Here is a 7,311-nt window from a genome sequence, read left to right on the forward strand (position 1 = left end):
CAGCATGCAAGCAAGGTTATATTTCGTAATTATAATTATTCTTACTTTCCTGGTTTCAAGTGTATCTTTGGCCGGAGAATCAACAAATACAGGTGAAGCTGAAGTGGGTGTCGGAACCAGTCTTTATCATATCAAATTAGCTGAGCATTACGAAAAAGAATCTAAGGAAATGTATGCAAAAGCAGAAGCAGAAAGAAAGATGCTGAAGGAGTACGAAGATCATAGTGAATACTATGGTAGGGCAGGGCAGGAATACCATTCACACCATGAAGCTCTATTAAGAGAATTTACTAATGCAGCGGAAAGGAATGCGCAAATGGCTGCTGTTCACAGAAAAATGTCAAAATGAATCAATAATTTGTGGTTGTCGGGTGGTTTTTTTAACTGGTTATTTGAATAAATTTAAATGTCATTTCGGAATTCCAAGAATTCATAATTCTTAAATGCTTGTGGAAGTGTTTTTGGAATCTCAGTGTATTTTTATTGTAAACATTAATGTGAATATGATCCCGTCAATTACCTTTCTTGCCAGATTGCATAAGCAACTAAAGCCCATGCCGTGAGGAATGAAACGCCACCAAAAGGTGTGATCATACCGAGCCCGCGCATACCGGTTAGGCTGAGTACATAAAGACTGAAACTAAACAGAACAATGCCAACCATCATTAACCAACCGGATATCGGCATCAAGCGGGATTTGGGGAAGTGCAGCAGAAGCAGACCAATGACGATGATTCCAAAGGCGTGATAAAAATGGTATTGCACGCCTGTGTGATACACTGAAAGCATATCAGCTGATAATATTCTTTTCAATCCATGGGCACCAAAGGCGCCTAATGCGATGCATAACAGTGTATTTAATGAACCTAGTATCAGAAAAGTTTTTGACATTTGGCAGTTTTGTCCTTGTTGAATATAGAGGAATGAATGATTGTTTTATTCGTATTGGTCAGGATCTCTGGTTGTGCTGACATCCGCTTCACACATTCCGTGCGCAAATTTTACCTGAATTCTATCTCCTGAATGAATTTGTTTGCTGTCACGAATGATGACACCATCCTTAGCATGTGTGATGCTATAACCCCGCTCCAATACCGCTTGCGGGTTTAGGTGTGATAATTGCATCTGTAAATTCTTTAGCCTGGCGGACAATGTTTCGGAGTAACGGGAATAGGCATTGCCTAAGCGTGAAACCAATTCATTTTGTTGTTCCTGCAGTCGGGCAATACGCGGACTTGATGCTATTAGCCGTTGATTGAGATCGAGTAATTTCCACTGCCTCTTTTCCAACTGATGTGCCCATGTAGTGATGAGTTGATCTTGCAAATGTTGCTGATGAATGACTTGTTGCTTGATTTTGTCGCCAGGATAAATTAATCGATGTGACAGAGTGTCCATTTGTTGCATAGCGCGTTCAATACGATGCAAAGTGGTACGGTGCATATGTTGATGCAGCGTATTCAATCGATGACTTAATTCTATTCTGTCTTTGCTAACCAGTTCCGCAGCTGCAGTAGGTGTAGGTGCGCGCATATCTGCAACAAAATCTGCAATGGTAAAGTCTGTCTCATGGCCGATACCGCTGACAATAGGTATTGAACTGGTGCTAATCGCAAGCGCTACGACTTCTTCGTTAAATGCCCATAGGTCTTCAATGCTGCCGCCGCCACGGCAGAGTATCAATATATCGGATTCTGCCCGTCGGCATGCTAATTTGATGGTGTCAGCGATGCTATTGGCGGCTGTCTTTCCTTGTACCAGGGTAGGGTAGACAATGACTGGCAAGAATGGCATGCGCCGTCGCAATGTCGACAGAATGTCTCGTAGTGCTGCAGTATCTAGTGAGGTGATGATGCCGACTTGTTTAGGAAAGGCAGGCAAAGGTTTCTTCTGCGCAGGGCTAAATAGTCCAGCTTGTTGCAGTTTGGTTTTAAGCTTTTCAAACATTTCGAATAACTCACCTAACCCTGCGTGTCGCATAATCTCAACATTGAGCTGAAAATCGCCACGCGGCTCATACAGAGTGACCAATGCAAGCACTTCTACTTGCATGCCATCTTTAGGTTGCCAATCGATAAACTGATTCTTATGACTGAATAACACACAACGGACCTGCGCTTGATTATCTTTGAGAGAAAAATACCAATGACCCGATTGGTAGCGCTTTAAATTGGAGATTTCACCATTAATCCACATTAATGGGATGTTTTGTTCCAGCAACTGTTTGGTATTGTTGTTTAGCTCACTGACGGTCAGTACTTTGTGCGCGAGGTTGGTTATGGGAAACAGACTCATGTATGACGGGTTGAATCTGCATATGTGAGTATTATCCAATGCTCGGAAATGAGTATCAAACCGGATTGAGGAATTTTGGTATTCAAACTTGGTTCCGTTTGGTCGAGTTAAAAATAATTTATTTGTATTCTATCATTGCATCATCAGGCAGATTGTTTGAATGTATCGGCGATAGTTTGAATTAACGCATCATAAATTGGACCTTGATAAGGATTTGACACCCATTCTAAAAACTAACCAAATTAAAACTATTAACCTATTTTCTTATCTGTTAATCTTACTCATCAAAAGGGTAAGATTGATTTATCTTTGAAAAGGATATTGACATTTGACCCCATAACAAGTTGTAATACGCGGTTCTATTGATAAGATAAAATAAATATTTAGAGGAGTGCCGAATGAAACGTACTTATCAACCTTCAGTAACTAAGAGAAAACGTACGCACGGATTTCGAGTGCGTATGAAAACACGTGCTGGTGCGGCGATAATCCGTGCTCGTCGTGCAAAAGGTCGCGCACGATTGAGTGTTTAAAAATATATTTGGGTTATATTCTTTATTTTTAGATTTGTTGAAATTCAACCTTTGCCAAAGCACTGCAAGTTACAAAAAGCTTCAGAATTTGCTGCAATAATTAATTTTAAGTGTCAGATCAGTGGGGATTTAATTCAAATTTATGCGAAACCGAATGGTTTGGGTTATGCGCGTCTGGGATTGATTGTTTCAAAAAAAATTGAGCGCCGTGCAACTAGGCGTAACCGGATTAAGCGTATTTTGCGAGAAACATTTCGGAGAAAACGGGGTGGCGATAAGATAAAAGAAATGGATTGGTTGATACGACTGAGACGTCCTATGATCAAAGATGAGTCCAAAGGGTTGTCCGCCGAAATGCAATTAATAATGCTCGAACTACAGCAATGTCAGGATTAATCACTAGCATAAAGATTATTACCGGCATTGCAAGAATTCTATTTTGGAACTTATATGCCGATTTAGCCCAATTTATTCACAATACGCGTGCGGGGCATACGAGTATCTGGTTAATAACTTGGAGCGCGACTGACTATATGTCGCGTATTAAGTGCATTCCTTGGAGTATAGGTGTCATTACAAACCAGCTTGGTAATTTCACCCATAACCTCAAAACTAACTGATTACCCATAATTCTTTGTAAAGTAACCGCGATGAAATTCGTCTATAACAAAATGTGTAATTGTACGGTTAACTATTGCGAGTAGTACGCGGATAGCTTTATCGAGAAAACCAACTTGATTGAAAAATAATGGAAACAAAAAAACTTCTACTGATCATCATTTTTTCCACCTCATTACTTTTTTTGTGGGATTCCTGGCAAAAAGAATTATATCCTTCCACCAGTTCGCAAGTAATGTCTGGAGCAGCCTCAGACCTGTCAAATCAACGCCATGATCCTCTCCCGGTTCCTGGAGATGAATTGGCTTCTTCAACTTCCGGATCGGCTACTGTTTCAGGGATCGAGGGTGTCAGTCCATCTGTAACGCCTAATCTTTTCACCATAGGCGAAAAGATTCAGGTGAGAACGGACATGATTATTGCTGAGATTGATACAGCTGGGGGTGATATCCGACAACTGGGCTTACTCGAACACCCAGCCCGAGAGGATATTAGTAAGCCCTACGAGCTCTTATTGGATAAAACTGCGCGCTTTCAAGTTGCACAATCCGGACTCATTGGTGATGGATTGCCTAATCACAAAACAAAATTTACCGTAGAGGACAATAAATATTCTTATCAGCTGGAATCTGGTCAGGAAAAGGTCGTGGTACGTCTCGTGGCACCCGAAGCGGATGGTGTACAAGTTACGAAAATCTATACCTTTCATCGTGGCAGCTACGTAATTGATGTCGAATTTGAGATTGCCAATCATAGCGAAACAACACTTATTCCATTTTCTTATTTTCAGATGTTGCGGGATCCTAATGAGCCTGTCGGAGCTGGCGCCTTGGTTCATTCTTATACCGGGGCTGCAATGTACACGGATGATGAGAAATTTTTAAAAATTAAATTTTCTGATTTGGATAAGAATAAAGCGGAATATCCAACCAATGCGGATAATGGTTGGATAGCCATGCTGGAACATTATTTTCTGACTGCCTGGTTGCCTGAACCCGGCACGCCCCGCGAATATTTTGCCAAACGGCTGGCTCCCAACCAATATACTGCCGGTGTTATTGCGCCTGTTGGTGCCGTTGAGCCGAACCAAGTTAGAAGTATTTCTATGCCTTTTTACGCCGGCCCACAAGAACAAAATAAGCTGGCTGAATTGGCTCCGGGGCTTGATTTGACAGTCGATTACGGATGGTTGACAGTTCTGGCCAAACCACTATTCTGGTTGCTTTCTTTTTATCATTCGTGGACAGATAATTGGGGTATCGCAATCATTCTCCTCACCTTGACTGTCAAGCTTATTTTCTTCCCATTATCCGCCGCAGGCTATCGCTCGATGGCTAAACTGCGCGTAGTTACACCTAAGCTGCAACGTATTCGTGAGCAATACGCGAGTGATAGGCAGCGCATGCATCAAGCCATGATGGAGTTTTACAAGGAAGAGAAAATCAATCCAATGGGCGGGTGTTTGCCAATATTGGTTCAGATTCCTGTTTTCATTGCATTGTTTTGGACATTATTGGCTGCCGTTGAGTTACGTTACGCACCATTAGCTTTATGGATAACTGACATGTCAGTGCCCGATCCCTATTATGTACTGCCAGTAATTATGGGCGTATCGATGTGGATTCAATCAAAACTTAGTCCCACGCCCGCAGATCCGATGCAAGCAAAAATAATGAAGATTATGCCGATTGCGTTCAGCATTTTCTTCTTCTTTTTCCCGGCGGGTCTTGTGCTTTATTCGCTTTGCAACAATATTCTTTCCATAGCGCAACAATGGCAGATTACGCGCATGTATGAGAACAAAGCTGCGGAGGAGGAAACTAATAAAGATAAAAGTAAGAAGAAAATTAAGAATAGCCCCGAACCCGCCAAGGAAAACCTTCAATTGGCGGCTCCTCTCGATAATGAAGAAGCGAACACTTCTACTACCGGAGCAGAAGCAAGGGCGGCAGTGAGTTCAGAGGAAAATGAAAAAACACCGTTAAAGCAAGCAACTGCTTCTAATAAAAGTAAATCGCCTGCAAAACCAAAAAGCAACCCAGTTGCTAAAAGAACAAGAAAGAAATAACAATGCCTGCCGGCTATCTATCAACCTAGATGACCGGCATAGCAACCCATAAAGCACACGGAGTTCATACATAGTAAGCCCCGATATCATTGCAGCAATTGCAACTCCGACCGGACGCGGTGGAATCGGTGTAATTCGCATTTCTGGCAAGAACTTAGCAAAACTTGCAGAAATAATTTTCGGTAAGCTCCCCAAGCCACGCTATGCCAGCCTCAACAAATTTTTCGATGTCAATGGACAAATCATCGATCAAGGTATCGTTCTTTATTTTCCAGGGCCTCATTCGTACACGGGCGAAGATGTGCTCGAGCTGCATGGACATGGCGGCCCGGCAATCCTGAATTTATTGCTCAAAAGTTGCCTGAGCGCTGGCGCTCGTTTAGCGCAACCGGGCGAATTTACACTACGCGCTTATCTCAATAATAAAATCGATTTAGTCCAGGCTGAAAGCGTCGCGGCGATCATCGAAGCCAGCACGCATGAGGCCGCACTTTGTGCAGTCAATTCTTTGCAAGGTCATTTCTCTGCCCGAATCGAAGCATTGGTAAGTTTATTGATCACACTTCGGATGCTCATCGAAGCCATCCTGGATTTCCCGGAAGACGAAATCGATAATTTGAAAACTTTGCAAATTCGCGCAAAACTGGATCATATTGTCACGCAAGTTGAGCAGACACTTTCCGCGGCACGGCAGGGCAACTTGCTGCAGGAAGGCATCCAGATTGTATTGGCGGGGGCACCCAATGTCGGGAAATCCAGCTTACTGAATCAATTGGTCGAAGAAGAGGCCGCCATTGTCACGGAAATACCCGGAACCACTCGAGATACCATTCAACGAACCATCACCATTGCCGGGATGCCGATTCATATTGTGGATACCGCAGGCCTGAGAGAAACCGGCGATATTGTCGAGCAAAAAGGCATTGAACGAACACTGGCTGCGATTAAACGCGCCAACCTGGTGCTTCGGTTGCTGGATAGCAGCCAACACCGGCACGATGCTCCTGATTCAATACAGCAATACATTCCCGCTGACAAACCTCAAATCACCGTGTTCAACAAGATTGACCTACTCAATGAGAAGCCAAAAATGGAAGGTGAGGAACACAATAGTACCATTCATCTTTCGGCCAAAACCGGCGCGGGCATCGAATTACTGCGCCAAAGAATTCTGGACATGGCAGGTTGGCAATTCAATCATGCCGGTGAAGGAATATTCATGGCGAGACAGCGCCATCTGGAAGCGCTGATGCAAGCAAAAGCGCATCTGGCCAATGCGCAAGACTATACTGAAACGGAATACCAGCTGGAGCTTCTTGCCGAAGAACTTAAACTGGCGCAACACGGATTATCCACCATTACGGGTCAATTCACGGCTGATGATCTGCTGGGAGAAATTTTTTCGCATTTTTGCATTGGCAAATAGCTTCAAATTTCGGAACGATCCGTTACGTTTAGCCGAGTTTAATAAATGACTTAGAGCAGCGTGTTATGATTAAATGCTGTTTTTGTTATATGACGCTCAACCAGAATCCAGAACAAAAAGCCCGCGACAACATCGACTCGTTACTCCAGCAAGCGGGATGGATGGTTCAATCTGCCAAGAATATCAACCTGAATGCCGGACTGGGGCAAGCCGTGCGCGAATACCAGACCGATGTTGGCCCAGCGGATTACGTGCTGTTTATTGATAAAAAAGCTGTGGGCGTGATTGAAGCCAAAAAAGCAGACTTGGGGCATAAAGAGGTGGTCACACTTGATTGGACAGTTTTTCCCATATTTTAAGTGGAAATCTCG

At 43.3% G+C, this 7,311-nt stretch carries 8 protein-coding genes; 6 read left to right on the plus strand and 2 right to left on the minus strand.

What is annotated here, in order from left to right:
* Positions 1-4: 4 nt before the first annotated feature.
* The gene (locus tag QZV86_RS07055) at positions 5-349 is read left to right on the plus strand and encodes a hypothetical protein (RefSeq protein WP_295625460.1); all 345 of its coding nucleotides are present in this window, start codon (positions 5-7) and stop codon (positions 347-349) included.
* A 167-nt stretch (positions 350-516) separates the two neighbouring features.
* On the opposite strand, the gene QZV86_RS07060 is transcribed toward QZV86_RS07055, so the two are convergent.
* Together QZV86_RS07060 and xseA are read right to left on the minus strand one after the other, a co-directional pair.
* Positions 517-891, minus strand: coding sequence for a DUF423 domain-containing protein (locus QZV86_RS07060; protein ID WP_295625463.1), 375 nt, complete (start codon positions 889-891; stop codon positions 517-519).
* Between the two features lie 45 nt (positions 892-936).
* Complete coding sequence (gene xseA, locus QZV86_RS07065) at positions 937-2,295, minus strand: exodeoxyribonuclease VII large subunit (protein WP_295625466.1); 1,359 nt, start codon at positions 2,293-2,295, stop codon at positions 937-939.
* 398 nt (positions 2,296-2,693) lie between these two features.
* Between xseA and rpmH the strand changes: the two genes are divergently transcribed.
* The 5 genes from rpmH to QZV86_RS07090 all read left to right on the plus strand — a co-directional run bounded on the left by rpmH (position 2,694) and on the right by QZV86_RS07090 (position 7,299).
* Positions 2,694-2,828, plus strand: a complete 135-nt coding sequence (rpmH, locus tag QZV86_RS07070) for a 50S ribosomal protein L34 (protein WP_292920374.1) — start codon at positions 2,694-2,696, stop codon at positions 2,826-2,828.
* A gap of 51 nt (positions 2,829-2,879) precedes the next feature.
* Entirely contained in the window at positions 2,880-3,224 is a 345-nt protein-coding gene (gene rnpA / locus QZV86_RS07075) for a ribonuclease P protein component (RefSeq protein ID WP_295625470.1), read from the plus strand.
* A gap of 352 nt (positions 3,225-3,576) precedes the next feature.
* On the plus strand, positions 3,577-5,514 hold the full coding sequence (yidC, locus tag QZV86_RS07080) for a membrane protein insertase YidC (protein WP_295625473.1): 1,938 nt from the start codon (positions 3,577-3,579) through the stop codon (positions 5,512-5,514).
* A 70-nt stretch (positions 5,515-5,584) separates the two neighbouring features.
* Positions 5,585-6,940: a tRNA uridine-5-carboxymethylaminomethyl(34) synthesis GTPase MnmE gene (gene mnmE / locus QZV86_RS07085; RefSeq protein ID WP_295625481.1), complete on the plus strand. Its 1,356-nt coding sequence runs from the start codon at positions 5,585-5,587 to the stop codon at positions 6,938-6,940.
* A 65-nt stretch (positions 6,941-7,005) separates the two neighbouring features.
* Positions 7,006-7,299 (plus strand): hypothetical protein, encoded by a 294-nt coding sequence (locus tag QZV86_RS07090; protein ID WP_295625475.1) that lies wholly within the window; start codon positions 7,006-7,008, stop codon positions 7,297-7,299.
* Positions 7,300-7,311 lie beyond the last annotated feature (12 nt).

The sequence above is a fragment of the uncultured Nitrosomonas sp. genome, assembly GCF_902826915.1.
Classification (GTDB): Bacteria; Pseudomonadota; Gammaproteobacteria; order Burkholderiales; family Nitrosomonadaceae; genus Nitrosomonas.